We start from the raw sequence: 21,666 nt of genomic DNA, 5'->3' as shown, positions 1-21,666 counted from the left end.
TATAAAACGATTATTTAGTACCAAACAAACGGTCACCAGCATCTCCCAGGCCTGGCACGATATAACCGTGTTCATTGAGATGGTCATCAATGGAGGCCGTAATGACTGGCACATCAGGATGAGCGGCATTCATGACCTTGATGCCTTCAGGTGCGGCCAGCAAGCAAACGAATTTGATTGTCGTAGCGCCGCGCAGCTTCAGGCGGGTGATTGCTGCAGCAGCTGAGTTGCCGGTGGCCAGCATAGGATCAACCACGATCACGAGGCGGTCCGCAATATCTTCTGGCACTTTGAAGTAATACTCGACTGGCTCCAGGGTTTCCGGATCACGGTACAGGCCGATATGGCCTACACGTGCATTTGGCAGCAAATCCAGCATGCCATCCAAAATACCATTGCCAGCGCGCAAGACCGAAATCACGCACAGTTTTTTGCCGCTAATGGTCGGCGCATCAATGGTAGTAATCGGTGTTTCGATCTTGACCAGTTCAATCGGCAGGTCACGGGTGACTTCATAGGCCAGCATCTGGCTGATTTCACGCAACAGACGGCGGAAATTATCCGTCGGTGTATCTTTGCTGCGCATCAGTGTCAGCTTGTGTTGCACCAGTGGGTGTCTTATTTCGGTAACGAGTTCGTTCAAGGTAATTCTCCGGCAATGTTGTGTTGACCGCTATTTTACGTCCCTGCCAGCATTAAGGGAAACGGATAAATCAGGAATTGAGGTGTTTTTCCACTTCTGCTCCAGCCATCATCAAATTTTTCTTGATTGATAATCCAGTATAAGAAGTTCCGGCATGGCAGGGCCCGCAATGACGGTGAACGACTATCAGATCAGGAGTGCAGAAATGGACAGCAATCAGGCGTTGTTAAATAAATTATCTCTGGGAGATTATTCCCTCGATCGCCATGGCGACCGCAAGGACAATTATTTGCCACCAGAAGAGGCAATTGAGTCCAATACCCGCATCGATGTGAAAGGTATCCGTGAAGCCATCGCGCGGGTAGAAGCAGAAGCCAGGGCCACCGTAGCAGCCGAAACCAGATTTAAAGCAGAATCCCAAGCCAGAGCACTGGCAGAAACCAGAGCGCAGGCAGAAGCAGAATCCGCTGAACTGGCACAGCGCAAACTGGCACTGGAACAAGAAGCCATTGCCGGCGCGCAGGCAAAACTGATGGCCGAGCGCCAGTCGCGCGCTGCCAGTGAAGCCAGAATCGCCGCCACTGCTGAAGAAACTAGGAATCTGCAAGAACGCACGCTGATAGAGTCACGGGCCCGTGAACAATCAGAACAACGCGCCAAACTCGAACAACAAGCTATAGAAAAAGCCGAGCACCAGTTCAAGGCTGAGTCAGAACTGGCTTCTCAAGCCCATGCCGAAGCAGAAAAACTTGCGACGCAAACTGCCAATGCCCGTAACTGGGCTGCAGAACGCTTTGCCGCATCACAATCTGCCCGCCAACAGGCAGAAGAACGCGCCCGCGCTGATGCCCGTATCACTGAACTCGCACGCGAACGTGAAAAACGCGACCGCGAAGCCCGTGAAACGGCAGAAATGCTCGCCAAAGTCCGCAGCGAATCCCTGCAAGTCAGTAAAGAGCGCGACCAGGCAGAAGCCATGGCGCTGGAGTATGCGATCAATCGCGCACCGGTAGAACTGCGTGCCCGTGAAGATGCACTGGCGCGCGTTGCCTTGGAGCAAGGTCAAGAGGCAATCGCCCAGGCCAGGATGGAATCTGAAAGAAAGGCAGCAGAAGCCATACAGTTGCGCATGCAGTCAGAAGAAGACTTGCGCATTGCTGCCAACAAGCGCGAGCAGGCAGAAAAAATTGCTGCTGCGACTGCCCAGGCCCGTCGTGAAGCAGAAGATAAAATCCGCATGGTGACCGAGTCACGCATACGCGCAGACCGCGAATTGCAATCAACCGCCATGACACGCATAGAAAACGAGCAGCAAGCCGACATGCAGGCCCGCGCAAGACAAAATGCAGAAGCTGTGCTGGCAGAAGAAGCCCGTCAACGTCGCCTGGCTGAGCAGGAAGCTGCTGACAATGCCCGTCAACGTGTCGCCGAAGAACGCCGTGCCGCTACATTGGCTAAAGAACGCCTGGAAATTGAAAAACAGGCCGTGCAAGATGCCCGTGAAAAAGCCGATTCTGAACAACAAGCTCTGAGTGCCAGCGCCTTTCAGGCTGAATTGCTGAAACGCGCCAACCTTGCTGCTGCAGACAAAGCCAAAAAAGCCCAGGAATTGATGATGGCTGAAAAAATGCGCGCCGCAGCAGAGCAAAAAGCCGCCGCCGCATTGCAGGAGAAATTGCTTGCTGAACGCAAAATGACAGAAGAAGCGGAAGCCTTGGCTGAAGCAGAACAATCACATGCAGAAATCTTGCGTATGCAAGAACAGGCGGAGCATGCCCGTCGTATAGCTCAGGAATCAGAATGTGTAGCAGAAAAACTGAGCCTGGAAAAAACCATGGAGCAGGTGGAATTGCAGCAAAAAATGGCCGCAGCCGCTGCCAGGAAAAATCAAGATGCCAGCGAACTTCTGCGCGTCCAACAGCAACGCACTAATGATGAGGTGAAAGCGATGGAACTTCAGGAAGAAAAACTACAGGCAGAACGTCGCCGTGCCAATGCAGTGCAACAAGTGCTGAAGGCAACCCAGGAAAAACTGCAACTCGAACAAGCTGCCCAGCAAGAAGCAGAAGCCAGACTGCGTGCGGAAGAAGAGTCCAAGGCAATAGCCGTCGCCAGGGAACAAGCTGAACGCGAAGAGAGACTGGCGCTGGAAGCCACACTCGACGCAGAAAAAACTACTCTTGAACAAACAGAACTGCAAAAAGATGCGCAATGCAAGGCAGCCAAGGTCGCTTTGCTGATTAGCCATCAAGCCACAGAAATGGCACGTGCAGAACAAATGCATCTGGAGGCAGAAAAACAGGCAGCCAGGGCCGCGCAAGACAAACTGGAAGCGGAAAAATCAGCCGCCGAGCAAGTCATTGCCCGTGCACATGCTGACCGTGAGCATACTGATGTCCTGAACGCACGCCAACAGCAAGAGGCAGAGGCCCGTGCGGCGCGTCAGGCGATGATTGCCGCTGAACAAGTACGCCTGCAAAAAATGCAGGAACATGCAGATCTGCAAAAACAATCTGCGGTACTGGCACAAACCAAGGCTGTTGAGGCCGAAGAGCTCGGCAAAACTTTGCGCTTGCGTGCAGAGTCTGAGCAAAAAGCCCTGAATCTGGTCCAGCAAAAACTGGAAGCAGAAAAACGCCTGACAGCAGAATTGCAAGCTAAGGCAGCTGTAGAGCAAGAGCAACGCGACCAGCATCTGGCACGTCTGCAATCTGAGCAAGCTTTGCGCGTTGCTATGGAAAGCAAGGTCGCTGAAGAGAAAAAATTGCTGGAACAAAACAATCAACAAGCCAAGGCCGAACAGCAAGCAGCAACTGCTGCTGCAGCTCGTGTAAAAGCCGCAACCCAGTTGGTACAGCTTGAACAGGGAAAAGCAAAGTCCCAACAACAGGCAGCCCAGGCGCTGGAAGAGCAAGCCAGACTGGAAAAACAAAAAGCTGAAGCTGCTGAGCTCGAAGCAAAAGCAGCAGCAGAGAAACTGGCAGCAGAAAAAATTGCTACAGAAGCCGCCACTTCCAGAGCAAAAGCAGAACAGCAACATGCACAAGCCGCAGCCGTCAGGGCCAGGGCAGAGCAAGAGGCCAATGAACTGACAGCTGCCAAACTGCAAGCTGAACAAGCATTGCAAATCCAGGCACAAGCCTATGCTGCCAGCCAGCATAAAGCGCATGAACTGGTCGTTGAAAAGAACAAAAAAATAGCTGAACTGGACGCCGTCTTGCAACAACGCCTGGCAGATGACCGGACTTTGCTGGATACGACAGCAGCCAAACTACAAGCAGAACAAGAAGTACATGAAGATGTACAAAGCCGTTTGTCCAGCGAAACCGAAGCACAGCAGTTTGCCGAAGCCCGTGCCCGTGCAGAAAAAATCATCCGCGCCGCAACTGAAGCAACACTGGCATCAGAAAAAGCTCTGTTCCAGGAACTGGCTGCCCACGCTGATGCACAAAGCCTCATGGCTGAATTGCTGGCACAACGTCTGCAGCAAGAGCAAGAATTGCTGGCTGCGCAACAACAACGCGTCGCCGCTGAGCAAGCCGTATTGGCCAGTCTGACTGCCAAGCAACAGGCCGAACTGGCAGCCACTGCAGAAGCTGAAGCTCGCCTGGTAGCAGAACAAGCGCAACACAAACTGATCGCAGAACGCCAGGCTGCCGAAGCACAAGCACGCGAACTGGCAGAGAAGTTCAATGAAACCGAAAAACAATGGCTGGCACAAGCTGCTCAGGAAGCACTGATCAAACGCCAGGCAGCCGTCGCATTGGAAGAGAAAACTGCTTTGTTGCTGGAATTGAGCCGCGCCAGCCAGGAAAAAATCGCCGTTGAACAACAAATCAGCGCTGAACTGAAAACCAAGCTGGAACAAGAGGAATCTGCAGAAATCACCCTGCAAGCCAAATTGTCCATAGAACGCGAATTTGCAGAAGCGGCAAGCGAACGTGCCTATAAAGAACAAGAAGCACTGGAAGCTACGTTGCGTCTTGCCAATGCAGAACAAGCTTTGTTGGCCCGTTCTGCAGAACATGCAGAAGCACAGCGACTGGCAGCAGAAGCGACAGAAACCAGATTGCGCGAAGCAGAAGCTCTGACGATGACTGAAAACCAGCGCGCCTCCAGCGAACTTGAAGCATTGAGCCTGGTGCAACAAAAATTGGCTGTCGAACAAAAAGCAGCGCAAGAAGCAGAACAACGCAAACTGGCTGAGCAAGAATACTTGAGCCTTTGCGAAATTCGCGCCAATGCAGAGCAAGATGCCAATGTCGCCATCCAGGCTAGGTTGCAAAGCGAAAAAGAAGCAACTGAGCTGGCCAATGCACTGGCAATATCCGAGCAGCAAGCCACTGAAGCAGCACAGACTCGTGCGGAAGAATTGTTTACCCTGCAGCAAGCAGAACAACAACGTGCAGAACTGGCACAGCGCGAAATCATTACTATCCAGCAGCAAAAGCAGATGGAGATGGATAGCCTGCAAATGACACAGGACGCCTTGCGCCTCATTGAAGAAAAAATGGAAGCCGAGCGTCTGGTCATTACGGCGACAGAAGAACGCGTACGTCTGGAATCAGAACTGGCAGAACAAAGCAAGCAACGCGCAGAACAACTGCTGATCGCCAACGCACTGGAACAAGAAAAACTGGCGCTGGAGCGTGAAATTGCTGAAGCCACAGCCCTGCAAATCGCCGCTGATGAACAAGCACTGCCAGAACTGCGCGCCAAATTATTGGAAGAAAGCCAGCTTGAAACCCTGGAAGCACAAAGACTGGAAAGAGAGCAAGCCCTGGCCGCAGCGATAGCCGCACGTGTTGAAGAAGAAAACACATTGTTGGCCCACGCTGAGCAAGCATTGGCAGCAGAGGCAGAATTGAAAGCCGAATTCGTGTCGAAACTGCAAGTCGCTGAAATACAAAGACTGGAAAAAGAGCAGGCTTTGGCCGCAAGCTTTGCAGCACGCGCAGAAAAAGAGAATGACTTGCTGGCACAAGCTGAACAAGCCTTGGCAGTAGGGGCAGTATTGCAAGCTGAGCTGGCATCCAAACTGGAAGCTGCTGAAGCACAAAGACTGCAGAAAGAACAGGCGCTCAATGCATCTATCGCCAAACGCATGGAAGAGCAAAGTGCCTTGCAAGCCAAACTAGAAGAACAATTGTCCCTGGAAGCCGTATTGCAAGAAGAACTGCAACAGCAATTGACCGCGGTGGAAGCACAAACCCAGCAAAAACAACAGGCACTGGCAGATGCCGCTGCAAAACGCATCGCTGACGAAAAAGCCTTGCAAGTACAACTGGAAAAACAAGCTGCTGACGAAGCAGAACTGCAAGCCATGTTGCAACAACGCGCAGAGCAACAAGCTGCCGCTCAGGCTTTCATTGAGCAAGCTTTGGCATCTGCCAGGGAATGGCAAGAGCAAAACAGATTGCAGATCCAGCAACAGCAAGAAGAATTGCAAGCTGAGGCAGAAATGGCGAAACAAACGCTGGAAGCCGAACATCATGAAGCAGAACAACTGGCGCAAGCCCTGATCAGCAAACTGCTCAGCAACAGGCAAACATCAGAAGAGTGGCGCCAGCAGGTTGAGCAAATGCTGGCAGCGGCACCGATCACTGTGGCTTATGATGCGACAGTTCAGCAAGATGAAGTACAAAAACGCTTCCGTCTGCGCCCATCTGTCATCGCCGGTTTGTTGCTGTGCGCTGGTATCGCAGGTTTTGCCGGTTTCAGTAATTTTGCTTTAAATGGTGCAACAGCTTCCCGCGCAGTGACGCAAAAGACAGCCGTGTTGGAACAGCTTGCACCAGTCGAGAAAGTAGATGGCGGGTTGCACATGACTTATGAGTTGGCCGCTCCTGCTGATCAGGCACCCTCACAGGCGGACGAAGGTAGCAAGGTCACGACCACTCAACTGGCTTTGGCGGGTAGTCGCTAAGTAGAAGTAAAGTCTGGACAAAAAAAGCCGCGCAATTTGCGCGGCTTTTTAACTATTGCATGGCAGTGGGCGATTAATGTGTGCAGGTAATTAACGCAATTAACGCAATTCCAAAGTCAAAAATTCTACTCCCTGCGTCTTGGAAGAAGCCATATTGAATTGCGAGAGCGATCCCTGGCCCAACAGCGACTGGCAGGTTTTGCACACTGCGGCAGTCACTTTGCGCAATTCAAATGGACCAACTTTCATATTGTCGATCGTGACGACGCGGGCTTGTATGACCCGTCCATCCGCAGTCTGCATATTGACGAGCGGTTTTACCACTTTGTAGGACACTTTTGAGTCGTTAAGCATGTCGTCGCTGAGCGTGGTTTTGGTGGCACCGGTATCAACCATAAAGGCTTCTATTTTGTTGTTGCCAAGTTTTACAGGAGCGTAAAAATGCTCTTTGGTCTTTGGCAGACGCATGCTTTTCACCGTTGTGGTGGCAGTTTGTCCCTGGCGTTCCAATGACGATTCAATGGCGATGCGCTGGCCGTCAAAATAATGGCCGTGCCCCTGTGCTTCCAGTGACGAATCGAATGAGGCGAGCAGGGTCAGGGCTTCAAATTCGCGCTTGCGCATGACGAGATATTTCGCAACGTCGCCACGCACGTTCACCAGGCTGGGAACTATTGCCAGTGTTTTATAGCCCCAGTCTATGGCTTCTTCTATACGACCGGTTTTTCCAAGGCTTTCTGAATAAGCGGCGAACAGGTCGTAGGCACCTTCACCCATGCTGATGGCTTTTTCAGCCTGGACGATACTCGCCTCTGGTTTGTCTGCCCAATGATAAGTGATTGCCAGACTGGCGATGGCTTTTGCGTCGGTGGGACGCATTTTGATGTATTGGTTCCAGTTTTTTTCTGCACAATCATAGCTGCGTACTTGCATGCACTTTACAGCGCCATCTTTATAGGCTGAAGGAGGATAGGTTTCTGCAAAGGCAGGTAAGCTGATTGCAATGCAGGTGAGGAGCAGGGCTGAAATTTGGTTACGCATGAGTTTATTGGTCTTTAAGAGCCCTAAAAATTGCGGCAATTGTAACATTTAAACTTTTATGTAACAGAGGGTTTTATTGATGTGCGTCAGGCTATTTGTCCAGGTAGTGCGGTTCAATTGCCAGATCAAAGTTTTCTGCTAGGTTGTAGAGGCTCAGGCTTCTTTCGCTTCCTGTAGTGCAATCACGATGACAAAACCGCCTTCAGCGTGATTGTAGATGCGTAATTTGCCACCATGGCTTTTGATGATGCGATCGACAATGGCCAGACCCAGGCCGGAGCCATTGGCCTGACTGCGCGAAGCATCACCACGGGTGAAGGGGCGCAGCAGGCGGACCAGATCTTGCTCTGCCACGCCCAGCCCATGATCACGGAAGCTGATTTGTATGCCCAGCTTTCTGTCTTTGTTTTTGCGTGAGCATTGCACGTCAAGTGTGATGACAGGGGAGCCTGGGGTTTTTCCGTAGCGGCAGGCATTTTCCACGATGTTGTTGAACAAACGCCTGAGTTCAGTCAGATTGCCATTGACATAGATATTTGGTTTGATCGCGGTGCGCAGGCGCAGGTTTTGAAAGCGGAAGGCCTCATCCATAACTTGCTGCATGACTTCACTGATGTTGATGCGTTCGAATTCGACCTTGTCCAGGGGCTTGGCGTAATCAAGGAATTGGCTGATGATGTCATCCATTTGCTGCAGATCGGATTGCATGCCGGTCCTGGCCTCATCACTGAGGCTGGCCATTTCAACTTCAAGCTGCATGCGTGCCAGCGGGGTGCGTAAATCATGCGAAATACCGGCCAGAATGATGGAGCGGTCGGTTTCTATCCTGACCAGATCTTCCATCATGGTGTTGAAGCTGACATTGGTTTCGCGGATTTCTTTCGGTCCTTTTTGTGGCAAGGGCGGTGGTTGTTTACCTTTGGCGACAGCGCGCGCCGCATTACTCAATCGTGACAATGGGTCATTAATGAGCTTGGAGATGATGGCCGCACCCAGCAAGGTCAAAAAGAGAGTAAGGACAGCCCAGCTAAATAATTGCTGGCCTATAGGAGGGTCAAGGCGGTCTTGCTCCAATCTCAGCCAGTAATGATCATCTTCAATATCAAAGCTGATCCAGAAGCCGCTGATGTCGTTGAGCTTGCTGGCAAACCGGGTGTTATTCCCCAGTCCGCGCAACATCAGGGGCCGAGACTCAAGAAAGAAAGGTGTGGCTTCTGGCTCTTCTACGCGATCAGTATCTTCCAGCAGGTAAATCTGCACACCTTCTTTGTTGGCAAGGTCTCTTAAAAGTTCGTGCCGCTTCTCTGGCGCAGAGTGGGTCAGGGCGGCGCGCGTGATGGTGACAATGGAGACGATCTGTGCCGCCATTTGCTGCGCCCGCGGTGCTGTTTCCAGGGTGCGAAAATTGGACATCCATGCCAGCATGCTGGCGGTGACAAGCACAGCCAGCATGAGGAAGGTGCGCCAGAACAGTCCGCTTTTTAGCCATTCCAGACTGTTAAGGTAGTCACGCATTCAAGGTTTGCAAAAAAGACAATGGGGAGGGTGCAATAGTATCCTGCTCTTAATGCGACTGCCCATCCGGGATGAATACATAACCCAGACCCCATACTGTTTGTATGTAAAGTGGATTGCTGGGATCAGGTTCTATCAGTTTGCGCAGACGTGAGATTTGTACGTCCAGGCTGCGGTCAAATACTTCATATTCGCGGCCACGCGCCAGCTCCATGAGTTTTTCCCTGGATAGCGGCTGACGGGCATGGCGGGCAAAGACTTTCAATACTGAAAATTCACCTGTGGTCAGTGAAATATTGTCATCATTCTTTTTCAGCGTGCGGGTTCCAAGGTCAAGGACAAAGTCGCCAAAGGCAAAGGTTTGGGGACCATCGGAAGGTGCACCTGGCAATTCGTCCGGAGCTTTACGCCTCAACACGGCATTGATGCGGGCAACCAGTTCGCGTGGGCTGAATGGTTTAGGCAGGTAATCGTCTGCACCCATTTCGAGCCCAATGATGCGATCGACTTCTTCGCCTTTGGCGGTCAGCATGATGATGGGTGTTTTGTCGCCGGCACCGCGCAGGCGGCGGCAGATGGCAAGGCCGTCCTCGCCAGGAAGCATCAGGTCCAGCACCAGCATGTCATAGCGTTCACGTATCCAGAGCTTGTTCATGGCCTGGGCATTTTCTGCACTAACTACTTGAAAACCTTGTTCTGTCAGGTAGCGGCGCAACAAATCGCGCAAACGCAGGTCATCATCAACCACCAGGATTTTGGCCTTGGGGTTGCTGGAATTGTTATTTGTGGAGTCTGGGGTAGGGGGCGTAGTGTTCATGGGCTTAATAGTACTGTCATAGAGTGAGCTTGCAAACAAAATTAATATTCTGGATTACAAACTGTTACACACTTTACGGAATGGGACTGCGCAATTCATTTGGCTATCGTAAACTAAATTCATACAAATTGATGCTGGTAAGGTACAGCCATTTGCACTTAGAATTGCAATCCATTTATATGTTTTTGCTTGCCTCATCGGTTTTGCTTGCAAGGCCATTCGTTTTCAAGTCGATGAATATACCGTACAAAAAAATTTCTGTCCTGCTGTTGTCGCTGATCGTGACTGCTGGGGCTATGGCGGATAATAAAGGCAATGGTGGTTCGGCTCTATGGGGACGATTTAATAACGGCAGTGCCCAGCAAAAAAATGACGCAGCGCGCAAAGAAGAAAAACAGCACGAGCGGCAACTTAATAAACAGACTGAAAAAAACAGCTTGCTTGAACGCTGTAATGACGCACGCCATATAGGCGAGCACGCTTGTGGCAGTGCTGAGGATAGCAAAAAAGCTGGTCGCCTCACGCCGGAAGAAAAGCGCGCACTGCGTCGCCAGATTCAGGATGTGGGGCACGAACTATATCGTCCTGCCCGCTAAATCCTTCCAGATTCTTTCCCAAACTCTCAACAAATATCAGCGTCTGTTTTGCTTCATTATTTTTTGTTGCTCACGCTGCCAGTCTTTTTCTTTCTCAGTATCGCGCTTGTCATGCTGCTTTTTACCCTTGGCAAGGCCGACCTGACATTTGATGCGCCCCTTGGTGAAATGCAGGTTCAGCGGCACCATGGTGTAGCCAGAACGCTCCACTTTTCCTATCAGTTTGCTGATTTCTGCCGCATTTAACAATAATTTACGTGTGCGTACAGAGTCAGGGTGAATGTGGGTGGATGCCGTCGGCAGGGCGCCAATATGCGCACCGAACAGGAAGATTTCACCATTCTTGACGATGACATAGGCTTCTTTCAACTGCGCACGGCCTGCGCGTATGGCTTTGACTTCCCAGCCTTGCAGGACGATGCCAGCTTCGTATTGTTCCTCGATAAAATAATCGTGGAATGCTTTTTTATTATCAGCGATGCTCATGTAGGATGAAAATTGGTCAAATTAGAGTATGGAAATGCACGAATGCATTTTGGTACTGCTTATGACTCGGTTAAAATGCGAACCTGTGATTCTACCAAATGGTTCTTCTTGATGGCAGTTGTACATAAAACAGTTTTCGTAGCTTACAGCACTGAGCAAATGTTTGCTCTGGTTGATGAAGTGGAAAATTATCCTCAATTTCTGCCCTGGTGTGGCGAGGTCAGAGTGGCAGAGCGCACTGATGATGAGCTGGTTGCCACGCTTTCCATTAATTATCATGGTTTAAAACAACATTTTACGACGCGTAACAGCAATAAACGCCCTCAATCTATTGAAATGAGCCTGGTTGAGGGGCCATTCAAGCAATTGTCAGGTTGCTGGAAGTTTACTGAATTGCGCGTGGATGCCTGCAAAATTGAGTTTGAGCTTAACTATGAATTCTCCAGCAAATTACTGGAGCATTTAATCGGCCCGGTTTTTTCCAAGATCGCCAACAGTTTTGTTGATTCTTTTTGCGCCCGTGCCGAGACATTATATGGCTGAGCAAATCAACATGACTGTCCAAATCTGCTATGCCGGGCTGGACAAGACCAGCTTGCTGGAGATTAAGGTGCCTGTTGATGCCACTGTTCTGCAAGTAATACAGCAAAGTGGCATTCTACAAAATCATCCTGAGATTGATGTCAACGTTCTCAAGACAGGTGTTTTTGGCAAACTTAAGGCACTTGATAGTCAATTGCACTCAGGGGACAGGATAGAAATCTATCGCCCCCTGGTCGCAGACCCGATGGAAGCCCGCAGGCGCAGGGCTAAAAAACAGGCACTGACCTGACTTTTGCTATTTGCAATCAGCCAGGGCTTTTTTTGCTGTATCCAGCTCTTGTTGACGCTCAGCATCAGATAAAAAACTACGTTCGCCATTTTTGTCGGTGCGACTCAGGCGAGTGCCAGAGTTCAGCGACTGTTGATAGTTGCGGGCTCTGTCGCAATTTTTTGCCTTATCATCGGCAGCTGTTTTTTCTTGTTCGGCCTTCTTGTCTTTTTCAGCCTGTTCGGCACGGCGTTTGTTGAAATCTTCGTTCTTGGTCGCCAGCGTTACAGGTTTTTCCAGCTTGGGCGCAGCTTGACTGGCAGACGCTGCTTTGTCATCTGCTGCAGGTGCCTGGGCAGCCTTGGCGCCACCTGGCGCTTTGAGGATTTTATCCTTGGGTACGGATTTCGGTGGTGGCAGGTCTGAAAACTGCTTATTGCCTTTGTCATCAATCCACACATATTGCGCGTGAGCGACGGCGCAGAATGCTAAAGACATTAAAAGTGCAGAGCCTAATCGTGATATTCGTGATATTCGTGAGATAGACATAATTTTGCTTTCAAGAAAAACATGGGATTATGCAAGAGTTTTACACGGAGCAAGACGACTTCGCAAGTTTTCTGTATAATTCGGTTTTGCGCCTATAGGAAATACTATGCGTTTACTTCAAAAAGCACTCACGTTCGATGACGTGCTACTCGTCCCTGCATACTCGAACATACTCCCTAAAGATACCTCACTTGCGACCAAACTGACTCGCAACATCAATCTGAATATACCTTTGGTATCAGCTGCGATGGATACGGTCACTGAAGCGCGCCTGGCAATTGCCATGGCTCAAGAAGGTGGTATCGGTATTATTCACAAAAACTTGACGGCAAAAGAGCAAGCCCGCGAAGTTGCCAAGGTCAAACGTTTTGAATCCGGCGTATTGCGTGATCCTATCACCATCCCGCCTGGTATGAAAATTCGTGAAGTCATTGCCTTGTCTCAGCAACATGGCATCAGCGGCTTCCCTGTCGTAGAAGGCAAGACTGTTGTTGGTATTATCACCAACCGCGATTTGCGTTTCGAAGAAGAGCTGGATGCAGAAGCACGCGCCAAAATGACGCCACGCGAAAAACTCGTCTACGTTAACGAAACAGCTGATCTGGCAGAAGCCAAACGCCTGATGAACAAGCACCGCCTGGAGCGCGTGCTGGTTGTCAACGAAGCCTTTGAGTTGCGCGGCCTGATTACCGTTAAGGATATCCAAAAATCAACAGAACATCCCTTTGCATCCAAAGATGATCAGGGTAAATTGCGCGTAGGCGCAGCTGTTGGTGTGGGCCCTGATAATGAAGAGCGCATAGACTTGCTGGCAAAAGCCGGTGTTGATGTCATCGTGGTTGATACTGCTCATGGTCATTCCAAAGGCGTGCTCGACCGCGTACGCTGGGTGAAAACCAATTACCCGCATATTGAAGTCATCGGTGGCAATATCGCTACTGCAGCAGCAGCCCTGGCGCTGGTTGAGCATGGCGCAGATGCAGTCAAGGTTGGTATCGGCCCTGGCTCTATCTGTACTACCCGTATCGTCGCTGGTGTTGGTGTGCCGCAAATTACGGCAATAGCCAATGTGGCCAATGCGCTCAAAGGCACTGGCGTACCGTGTATCGCAGACGGTGGCGTACGTTTTTCCGGTGATGTCTCCAAAGCTCTTGCTGCTGGCGCATCCACAGTGATGATGGGCAGTATGTTTGCCGGTACTGAAGAAGCGCCTGGCGAGGTCATTCTGTTCCAGGGACGTAGCTATAAGTCTTATCGCGGCATGGGTAGCCTGGGTGCGATGGCTGATGGTTCTGCCGACCGCTATTTCCAGGACGCGGCCAATAATGCCGACAAGCTGGTGCCTGAAGGTATCGAAGGACGTGTTCCTTATAAAGGTAGCGTGCTGGCCATCCTGTATCAACTGGTGGGTGGTGTACGTTCTTCCATGGGTTATTGTGGTTGCGCGACGATAGATGATTTGCATACCAAATCTGAATTCGTTGAAATCACTTCTGCAGGCATGCGTGAATCACATGTGCATGACGTGCAAATCACCAAAGAAGCACCAAATTACCGTGCTGACTGATGTCTGAGATGCGCTTGAGAAGCATGACCCGAATTGAGGATGCCTGGAGAGTGGAATGTCAACGAACCTAGATCGTTCCGGTCCATCGACAACAACACCTGTCAGTTCGGGTTTTGAGCGCATGGTGTCGGAAAGGATGGAGTTGCGCCTGGGCCGCTTTGAACGACTTGGCATCAAGTTGTTTGGGGTGGCTAACTGCCTGGTCAGTTTTGGCGCTCTGGTGCCAAGGTTTGACCATCTGGTGCATTCCATTACCAATATGGAAGCGGAGTTTTGCGATTCGGTTACGCCTGTTGATGAAATCCTGGTCATACCCGATCTGCGCCTGCATGAGCATCTGGGTAAGCATTCTATGGTGGCAGGCCCACCATCAATACGTTTCTTTGCTTCTCATCCCATTTTTGATCATGGCAACCAGTTAATTGGCAGCGTCATCCTGATCGACTATCAAACCCGTGACCTCAATGATGAAGAAAGGCAGTCATTTGCTGATCTTGCTTCCATGGTTGAGCGTGAAATGGCTTTCAGTGCCCTGTATCAGGCGCAACTCGAAATCATCAAGCAAAACCGCAATCTCAAGCGTGATTCACTGATCGACCCTTTGCTGGGTACCTGGAACAAATCTGCCATTATTCGTTCATTAAAGCTGGAAATGGAGCGCTGTGCCAAGGCCATGAAACCTTTGGCCCTGCTGATCGCCAGCGTCGATCAGATGGAGCATTTGCGTGATCTGCATGGTATCGCCATCACCGACATGATACTGGTCAAGACCGTCAGCCGTATTCGCTCTTGTGTGCGCCCATTTGATGCACTGGGGCGGTTTGGCACGGACTTGCTGCTGGTGGTGTTACCGGGTGCATCGCATTTGGTGGTCACCGCAGTAGGGGAACGCATACGTGCTTCCGTACTCATGCATCCTGAAAAAATGAATGATGTGAGTACAGCGCTGACGATCAGTGCTGGTACCGCATCAACTGACATCTTTCCTGATGCCGAACCAGAAACTTTAATTAGCCTCGCAGAAAAAGCCCTGCTTTCCGCCAGAAATGCAGGAAACAATTGTGTTGTCCAGGCTACGCCTGCACAACCTGACATGATAATTTGATTTATGCACTCAAAAATTCTTATCCTCGATTTTGGTTCCCAGGTCACGCAACTGATCGCTCGACGCGTCCGTGATGCAGGTGTTTTTTCTGAAGTTCATCCATATGACGTCAGTGATGAATTCATTAAAAACTATGGTGCGGCCGGTATTATTTTGTCTGGTGGTCCAAACAGCGTGACAGAGGGCGACACTCCTCGCGCACCTATGGCCGTATTTGAAGCGGGTGTGCCAGTATTGGGTATTTGCTACGGTATGCAAACCATGGCAGAGCAACTTGGTGGCAAGGTTGAAAATGGTCTGGTCCGTGAATTCGGTTATGCCGAAGTCCGTGCACGTGGCCATACAGCGCTGTTCAAGGACATCAATGACTTTGTCACGCCAGAAGGCCATGGCATGCTCAAGGTATGGATGAGCCACGGTGACAAGGTCAATGAAATGCCGCCAGGCTTTAAATTGATGGCATCTACCGACAATTGCCCGATCGCTGCCATGGCAGATGAAGAGCGCCGTTTTTATGCCGTGCAATTCCATCCTGAAGTCACACATACATTGAAGGGCGAAGCCATCATCAGCCGTTTTGTGCATGAAATTTGTGGCTGCCAATCTGACTGGAACATGCCTGATTACATCTCCGAAGCTGTTGCGTCGATTCGCGCCCAGGTCGGTGATGATGAAGTCATCCTTGGCTTGTCCGGCGGTGTCGATAGCAGTGTAGCTGCTGCCCTGATACACCGCGCCATAGGCGATAAACTCACTTGCGTATTCGTAGACCATGGCCTGTTGCGCCTGGATGAAGGCAAGATGGTCATGGAAATGTTTGCCAACAACCTGGGCGTCAAAGTCATCCACGTTGATGCAACTGCACAGTTCATGGGTCATCTGGCCGGTGTTTCTGATCCAGAAGCCAAGCGCAAGATCATAGGCCGCGAGTTTGTTGAAGTTTTCCAGGTTGAATCTGGCAAACTCAGCAATGCCAAATGGCTGGCACAGGGCACGATTTACCCTGATGTCATCGAAAGTGCCGGCAAGGGTAAAAAAGGCTCGCACACCATCAAGAGCCACCACAATGTCGGCGGCTTGCCGGACACACTGAACCTGAAGCTGCTGGAGCCTCTGCGCGAATTGTTCAAGGACGAAGTACGCAAACTGGGCGTAGCTCTCGGCCTGCCGCACAGCATGGTCTATCGCCATCCTTTCCCTGGCCCTGGTCTGGGCGTGCGCATACTTGGTGAAGTCAAAAAAGAATTCGCCGATCTGCTGCGCCGTGCCGATGCCATCTTTATCGAAGAGTTGCGCAACACCCTGGTTGATCCAGTCGCAGAAAAACCGCAAAGCTGGTATGACGCAACGAGTCAGGCTTTCGCCGTATTCTTGCCAGTCAAATCCGTTGGTGTTATGGGTGATGGCCGCACTTACGAATACGTGGTTGCCTTACGCGCCGTACAAACCCAGGATTTCATGACCGCCCAATGGGCACATCTGCCACACGAGTTGCTGGGCAAGGTATCCAACCGCATCATCAATGAAGTGCGTGGTATCAATCGCGTCGTGTATGACATCTCGGGCAAACCGCCTGCGACGATAGAATGGGAATGATTTCAGGCCTGGCAACATCAGGCAACTGAAAGCACGAAACACCCTGGAAGCCCGCGTTATTGCGGGCTTTTTGTGTTTTTGGTCTGGCAATATCTGGCTAGGTGGGCGATTGAGCCTGGCCAGAAAGCGCAAAATCCTGCTGATCTGGTTCGACCATCGACGATAGAGACCTTTACGCCCAAAGACCGGGCATTGTCGCCTGATGAAATTAGGTTGATGTATTGGTATATTGAAAAGGTAGGGACAACACCATCGATCCGGGCTATCGCTAAGCTGCTATTGCTAACCTTGGTTCGGAAAAGTGAATTGACCAATGTGACCTGCAGTGAGATTAATTTTACTGATCGCGTTTGGAATATACCTAAAGAGCGCATGAAACGACGCAATCACCATCTCTGCACGAAGCAAGGTACAACACTGACAGGATTGAGAAGTGCTTAGCGCATGAACAGCGAGGGGTTAGAGCGGTCTACAGCAAAGCCGAGTATCGAGAGCAATGCACGGCTATGTTGCAGGATGGGGCGGATATGATTGATGGTTGGGCTAAATTAAAATCTTAATTTCGTTCTGGGGTTTTGGTTTTATAATCAAATTGAATGTAATTAATTTGATAAATATTAGTTTGGCATTTTTTCACTAAGGCGCACCATGGCTAACCCTCGTGTTTTTATAAGTTCTACTTGCTACGATTTAAAATACATTCGCGAAAATTTGCGCTATTTCGTTAAGACATTGGGTTATGAACCAATTTTAAGTGAAGACGGAGCAGTGTATTTTAATCCAGCAGAACATACGCATGATGCATGCATTAATGAGGTTCCAAACTGTCAAATTTTTGTACTTATTATTGGTGGAAGATATGGAGGTACATTTAAAGAATCAGATTCTTCTATTACAAACGCAGAATATAAAGAAGCTGCGCGTCTCAAAATACCTGTTTTCGCACTAGTAGATAGCGCCGTTTATAATGAACATCATGTATTCCTTAAGAATAAAAAAAATAAAAATGTTGATATTTCAAAATTAATATTTCCTTCTGTCGATTCGACCAAGGTCTTTGATTTTATGGATGAAGTTCGTGGGCAAGTAAGTAATAATGCTCTGGTACCATTTCGCGATTTTGGTGATATTGAGTCTTATTTGCGGCAGCAATGGGCGGGTATGATGTTTGACTTTCTCAATAAACGAAATGAGCAAGCTCAGGTTGCCGACACTTTGCAGGAGATATCAATTATGAATACAAAAATCGAGATGCTATCAAAGCAGATTTTAAATTCTGTCGGTACTCCTGACGCAAAAATTGAGGCATTTCTTTACGAGGAAATGTTATCTAACGAAGCTATTCAGGATATTACTTTCTTTGATATCAAACCAAAACCTGCTAGTGTCATACTTAATGATGAATTCGAAAAATGCCTTAAATATTACGGTATCGAATTGGCGATAAATGACAAAGACACAAATACAATTTCTAGTTCGGGCACAATTACTAATGTGCGAATGAACATCGACAAAGCTTCTTACAGTGAGCTTCGAAGCGCGCTGCTAGAAATTCTGAAAGACCACGGTATTACTGAGGGAGAATATCTTTTAAAGCATGGACTTTTAAAGCAATCTTCATTGTGAAAATACCATATACTTTGCTAAATTTGATCTGATAATTAACTTCTTCAAATCGGATACTCGGCTATAAACGAGGAGGCGGCGACACTTGCTTAAACTTTAAAAACAAGTCTTTGACCCATTTATCGTGTTCTATGCTGATTTGCACTGAAAATGGATCCACTTTGCTTGATAATTTGCATCTATTGTGACCCACGTTTAGCACGCAATCCTACTTATCTTGATGAGTTGGGAACAGGGGTGATTGACGTGGCATTACTAGGTATTATTCGATGCTGGCACATTTGTGACCAGATTCCATTACAGGAGATCGCCAGACGACTTGGCATCTCTCGCAACACTGTCCGACGCTAGCCGTGTTTAGGCAGATCAACTGTTACCAGCGCGCCTTCGAGGCACCTCAACAATAAATCACTTGCTGCGTAGGAGGTAATTTAATTTTTTTAATGAAATTTGGCACTATAATTAAGTGATTTGCAATACATGTTTTCTTGTGAATTGCTCGATTACAATTTAATGTCAAGGACTTGTTCTGAGGACACAGCAGTGTTTTGCTTGATAAATGAGTTGCTTTTTATTAAAGATATAAAAAGCTTACGTGATTGTGCTTGGGTCTCTTTGAAGTAACGAGGCCAATATGCCACTCCGTGGTATCATGTCTCCCTTTTGCGTTCCAAAAACGCACTAAATTTCATATACTGCATTTTGCATGCAGTATAAAAGAGAGCGGCTTTGTCAAAAGCCTTGCCTGTGCAGCCTTCAAAGTCGCTGCTGACAATCATGCGGGAATAAGACGTGACTTATAGCGTCAAAGAAATTTTTTATACTCTTCAAGGCGAGGGCAATCATGCCGGGCGCCCGGCGGTGTTTTGCCGTTTTTCTGGCTGCAACTTGTGGTCAGGGCGCGAGGAGGACAGGGCGACAGCGGTTTGCCAATTTTGTGATACCGATTTTGTTGGTACCAACGGTGAGGGTGGTGGCAAGTTCAAGCAGGCCGAAGCGCTGGCTGCGACGATCAACGCTTTGTGGCCAGTGTCCTATACTGCAAGCAAGTATGTGGTGTTTACTGGTGGCGAACCCTTGTTGCAACTTGATGCTGCTTTGATTGATGCCATGCATGCGGTAGGCTTTGAGATTGCCATAGAAACCAATGGCACTTTGCCTGTGCCTTCAGGCGTGGACTGGATTTGTGTCAGCCCAAAAATGGGCTCGGAACTGGTTGTGCGCAAGGGTAGTGAGCTCAAAGTGGTGATCCCGCAGTTTGGTCAGGATATGGCGGCATATGCAAATTTTGATTTTGAACATTACTTTGTACAAGCCATGGACGGCCCTTTAAGAGACGATAATTTGCGTCTCGCAATTGAATTCTGCAAACAGCATCCACAATGGAAGCTGAGTTTGCAAACCCATAAACTATTACAGATTCCTTGAGTTTTCATGTTAACGATTACCAGAAAGTTGGAGTTCGATGCAGGTCATCGCATTCCCGATCACGGCAGCCAGTGTCGCAATTTGCACGGTCACCGCTATACCTTGCAAATTACCTTGACCGGCGATGTCGTCCAGAAGGATGGCGAGTCGGACAACGGCATGATCATGGATTTTGGTGATATCAAGGCGCTCGCCAACGAGCATCTGGTGAATTTGTGGGACCATTCCTTCATCGTCTATGAGAAGGATTACATCATCAAGAATTTCCTGGAGAAGCTGCCAGGTCACAAAACAGTGGTAATTGACCGCGTGCCAACAGTAGAAAATCTCGCCAAGATTGCTTTTGATATTTTGAAAGTGGTTTATCACGGCAGGTTTGGCCGCACTTTGGAGTTGACCAAGGTCACGCTGTATGAAACACCAAATTGCTGGGCTGAGATAGACGGATAATGGCCGACGCGCAAAATCTGCCACCGCAAAGTGAGCAGAACAAGCAGAGCCTGCATGATAGACAGTTCATGCAGGCAGCCTACCAGCAAGCCCTGCTGGCCAGAAATGAAGGCGAAGTGCCAGTAGGTGCCGTAGTAGTCAAGGATGGCATAATCATTGCCACCGGCTACAATCACCCCATAGGCAAACACGACCCCACCGCCCATGCAGAAATCATGGCCTTGCGTGCAGCCGCTGAGTTAATTGGCAATTATCGCCTGCCCGGATGCGAACTCTACGTTACCCTTGAACCTTGCATGATGTGTGCGGGGGCCATGATGCACGCTCGTCTGGCACGTGTCATTTACGCTGCCAGTGACCCCAAGACCGGCGTGGCCGGTTCTTTGCTGAATGTGTTTGAACACGGGCAATTGAATCATCATACACAAGTAACTGGCGGGGTATTGGCAGATGAGTGTAGTAGCATGCTAAAGGATTTTTTTTCCCACCGGCGCGCTGTAGCTGCGCAAAAGAAGCTGGCCGCTAATGCTGATGCCAGCATATCTCCTAAACAAGACTGAAACACACCATGCCTGAACAAAGCACGCAAACCGGAATCGCTATTATTGCTCCCAGTGGTGCGCCGCTGGATGACAGCCTGATTGAGCGTGGCTTGCAGCGATTGGCTGATCAGGGTTTTAAGGTGCACAGCTACTATGAGCCTGCTGGCAAATTCCAGCGCTTTGGTGCAAGCGACACCGAACGTGTCAGGCAAATTCATGAAGCAGCGCAAAATCCAGATGTGCAGATAGTCATGGCCCTGCGTGGCAGTTATGGCATGTCAAGGCTGATGCCTTTGCTTGATTTTGATTTACTGGCAAATAGTGGCAAATGTTTTGTTGGTTATAGTGATTTCACACTCGTGCATCTGGCAATGCTGGCGCGTGGCCGTACCAGTATTGCCGGCCCCATGCTGTGTGATGATTACATACGTGAGCAGCCTGTTGAATATACGCTGCAGCAATTCAAGGCATGTGTCAGCAACACCACGCACAAAGTTGAATTTGAAACTGAAGCGGGTTACGACTTACAGGTGCAAGGCAAACTCTGGGGCGGCAATCTGGCCATGCTGACGCATGCAATCGGCACACCGTATTGGTCAGAGGTTGAAGGTGGCATATTGTTCCTGGAAGATATAGGTGAGCACCCCTACCGCATAGAGCGCATGCTGCTGCAACTGCACTTTGCCGGTGTGTTGAATAAACAAAAAGCAATCGTACTTGGGAATTTTTCTGCTTACAAACTGGCAGAGCATGATAATGGCTATGACTTCAATGCCATGCTTGCTTACATTCGTAGTTTGATTGACGTGCCGGTTATCACTGGTCTGCCATTTGGTCATGTATCAACCCGTGCCAGTCTGGTGGTTGGCAGTGATGCGCAACTGGATGTGGCAGAGCGACAGGCAAGTTTGGCAATGAGCTACTCTTTATAGTTTTCAAATGTTAAAAAGCCCACCCGTCAATTTGAC

The 21,666-nt window shown here is 49.5% G+C and carries 18 protein-coding genes and 2 pseudogenes; 14 read left to right on the top strand and 6 right to left on the bottom strand.

Translation table 11 applies throughout. The features are described 5' to 3' along the window. Positions 1-10: 10 nt before the first annotated feature. The gene (gene upp, locus ACO0LI_RS09210; RefSeq protein ID WP_422952680.1) at positions 11-643 is read right to left on the bottom strand and encodes a uracil phosphoribosyltransferase; all 633 of its coding nucleotides are present in this window, start codon (positions 641-643) and stop codon (positions 11-13) included. Positions 644-797: 154 nt separating this feature from the next. Here upp and ACO0LI_RS09205 point away from each other — a divergent pair, with 154 nt between their 5' ends. Then, positions 798-6,569: a hypothetical protein gene (locus tag ACO0LI_RS09205; RefSeq protein ID WP_423032349.1), complete on the top strand. Its 5,772-nt coding sequence runs from the start codon at positions 798-800 to the stop codon at positions 6,567-6,569. A 99-nt stretch (positions 6,570-6,668) separates the two neighbouring features. On the opposite strand, the gene ACO0LI_RS09200 is transcribed toward ACO0LI_RS09205, so the two are convergent. The 3 genes from ACO0LI_RS09200 to ompR form a co-directional block, all read right to left on the bottom strand. Beyond that, the gene (locus ACO0LI_RS09200) at positions 6,669-7,448 is read right to left on the bottom strand and encodes a retroviral-like aspartic protease family protein (protein ID WP_423032348.1); all 780 of its coding nucleotides are present in this window, start codon (positions 7,446-7,448) and stop codon (positions 6,669-6,671) included. 315 nt (positions 7,449-7,763) lie between these two features. After that, on the bottom strand, positions 7,764-9,125 hold the full coding sequence (locus ACO0LI_RS09195; RefSeq protein WP_422952677.1) for an ATP-binding protein: 1,362 nt from the start codon (positions 9,123-9,125) through the stop codon (positions 7,764-7,766). Between the two features lie 49 nt (positions 9,126-9,174). After that, positions 9,175-9,942: a two-component system response regulator OmpR gene (gene ompR, locus ACO0LI_RS09190; protein WP_162059116.1), complete on the bottom strand. Its 768-nt coding sequence runs from the start codon at positions 9,940-9,942 to the stop codon at positions 9,175-9,177. A 29-nt stretch (positions 9,943-9,971) separates the two neighbouring features. Here ompR and ACO0LI_RS09185 point away from each other — a divergent pair, with 29 nt between their 5' ends. Further along, a complete protein-coding gene (locus ACO0LI_RS09185; RefSeq protein ID WP_423032347.1) occupies positions 9,972-10,538 on the top strand; it encodes a hypothetical protein in 567 nt (188 codons plus the stop codon). Positions 10,539-10,574: 36 nt separating this feature from the next. On the opposite strand, the gene smpB is transcribed toward ACO0LI_RS09185, so the two are convergent. Beyond that, entirely contained in the window at positions 10,575-11,024 is a 450-nt protein-coding gene (smpB, locus tag ACO0LI_RS09180; protein WP_162059114.1) for an SsrA-binding protein SmpB, read from the bottom strand. 111 nt (positions 11,025-11,135) lie between these two features. Between smpB and ACO0LI_RS09175 the strand changes: the two genes are divergently transcribed. Both ACO0LI_RS09175 and ACO0LI_RS09170 read left to right on the top strand, forming a co-directional pair. Beyond that, positions 11,136-11,567: a type II toxin-antitoxin system RatA family toxin gene (locus ACO0LI_RS09175; RefSeq protein WP_423032445.1), complete on the top strand. Its 432-nt coding sequence runs from the start codon at positions 11,136-11,138 to the stop codon at positions 11,565-11,567. A 10-nt stretch (positions 11,568-11,577) separates the two neighbouring features. Beyond that, entirely contained in the window at positions 11,578-11,856 is a 279-nt protein-coding gene (locus ACO0LI_RS09170) for an RnfH family protein (RefSeq protein WP_423032346.1), read from the top strand. A gap of 6 nt (positions 11,857-11,862) precedes the next feature. Here the strand turns inward: ACO0LI_RS09170 and ACO0LI_RS09165 are convergent, their stop codons facing one another. Further along, positions 11,863-12,333, bottom strand: coding sequence for a DUF4124 domain-containing protein (locus ACO0LI_RS09165; RefSeq protein WP_423032345.1), 471 nt, complete (start codon positions 12,331-12,333; stop codon positions 11,863-11,865). A gap of 157 nt (positions 12,334-12,490) precedes the next feature. Between ACO0LI_RS09165 and guaB the strand changes: the two genes are divergently transcribed. The 10 genes and pseudogenes from guaB (at position 12,491) to ACO0LI_RS09115 (ending at position 21,630) form a co-directional block, all read left to right on the top strand. Beyond that, a complete protein-coding gene (gene guaB, locus ACO0LI_RS09160) occupies positions 12,491-13,951 on the top strand; it encodes an IMP dehydrogenase (RefSeq protein ID WP_423032344.1) in 1,461 nt (486 codons plus the stop codon). Between the two features lie 55 nt (positions 13,952-14,006). After that, positions 14,007-15,056, top strand: a complete 1,050-nt coding sequence (locus ACO0LI_RS09155) for a GGDEF domain-containing protein (RefSeq protein WP_423032343.1) — start codon at positions 14,007-14,009, stop codon at positions 15,054-15,056. A gap of 3 nt (positions 15,057-15,059) precedes the next feature. Continuing rightward, the gene (gene guaA, locus ACO0LI_RS09150; protein ID WP_423032342.1) at positions 15,060-16,652 is read left to right on the top strand and encodes a glutamine-hydrolyzing GMP synthase; all 1,593 of its coding nucleotides are present in this window, start codon (positions 15,060-15,062) and stop codon (positions 16,650-16,652) included. Positions 16,653-16,751: 99 nt separating this feature from the next. After that, positions 16,752-17,212: pseudogene (locus ACO0LI_RS09145) on the top strand (tyrosine-type recombinase/integrase); the annotation flags it as partial. A gap of 88 nt (positions 17,213-17,300) precedes the next feature. Next, positions 17,301-18,278: a DUF4062 domain-containing protein gene (locus ACO0LI_RS09140; protein ID WP_423032341.1), complete on the top strand. Its 978-nt coding sequence runs from the start codon at positions 17,301-17,303 to the stop codon at positions 18,276-18,278. Between the two features lie 237 nt (positions 18,279-18,515). Further along, positions 18,516-18,626 (top strand): annotated as a pseudogene (locus tag ACO0LI_RS09135) (helix-turn-helix domain-containing protein); the annotation flags it as partial. Positions 18,627-19,070: 444 nt separating this feature from the next. After that, positions 19,071-19,706, top strand: a complete 636-nt coding sequence (queE, locus tag ACO0LI_RS09130; RefSeq protein WP_423032340.1) for a 7-carboxy-7-deazaguanine synthase — start codon at positions 19,071-19,073, stop codon at positions 19,704-19,706. 6 nt (positions 19,707-19,712) lie between these two features. Then, on the top strand, positions 19,713-20,156 hold the full coding sequence (gene queD / locus ACO0LI_RS09125; RefSeq protein WP_422941532.1) for a 6-carboxytetrahydropterin synthase QueD: 444 nt from the start codon (positions 19,713-19,715) through the stop codon (positions 20,154-20,156). After that, complete coding sequence (gene tadA, locus ACO0LI_RS09120; protein WP_423032339.1) at positions 20,156-20,716, top strand: tRNA adenosine(34) deaminase TadA; 561 nt, start codon at positions 20,156-20,158, stop codon at positions 20,714-20,716. The genes queD and tadA overlap by 1 nt, the downstream gene beginning before the upstream one ends. A gap of 8 nt (positions 20,717-20,724) precedes the next feature. Beyond that, positions 20,725-21,630: an LD-carboxypeptidase gene (locus tag ACO0LI_RS09115; RefSeq protein ID WP_423032338.1), complete on the top strand. Its 906-nt coding sequence runs from the start codon at positions 20,725-20,727 to the stop codon at positions 21,628-21,630. The last annotated feature ends 36 nt before the right edge of the window (positions 21,631-21,666 follow it).

Source organism: Undibacterium sp. Tian12W, from assembly GCF_049339405.1.
In the GTDB taxonomy this organism is placed as follows: domain Bacteria; phylum Pseudomonadota; class Gammaproteobacteria; order Burkholderiales; family Burkholderiaceae_D; genus Undibacterium.
Note: the sequence above shows the minus strand (reverse complement) of the source record. Positions and strands in the feature narration are given on the sequence as shown.